The sequence below is a fragment of the Hydrogenovibrio sp. 3SP14C1 genome (assembly GCF_029625905.1).
GTDB lineage: Bacteria > Pseudomonadota > Gammaproteobacteria > Thiomicrospirales > Thiomicrospiraceae > Hydrogenovibrio.
Genome location: NZ_JARTLM010000037.1, coordinates 1 through 336, shown reverse-complemented (window position 1 = coordinate 336; position 336 = coordinate 1). Strand labels below are relative to the sequence as shown.

The following is a 336-nucleotide window of genomic DNA, read 5'->3' as shown; positions in this document are numbered from 1 at the left end:
CGGACTGAGATCGGCTTTTCGGGATTGGCTCACTCTCGCGAGTTGGCAACCCTTTGTACCGACCATTGTAGCACGTGTGTAGCCCTACTCGTAAGGGCCATGATGACTTGACGTCGTCCCCACCTTCCTCCGGTTTGTCACCGGCAGTCTCCTTAGAGTTCCCGCCATTACGCGCTGGCAAATAAGGACAAGGGTTGCGCTCGTTGCGGGACTTAACCCAACATTTCACAACACGAGCTGACGACAGCCATGCAGCACCTGTCTGTGCGTTCCCGAAGGCACCAATCCATCTCTGGAAAGTTCGCACGATGTCAAGGGTAGGTAAGGTTCTTCGCG

General features: G+C 55.4%; 1 rRNA gene. It reads right to left on the bottom strand.

The window, feature by feature from the left end:
- Positions 1-336: ribosomal RNA gene (locus P8629_RS11535) — 16S ribosomal RNA — on the bottom strand; the annotation flags it as partial.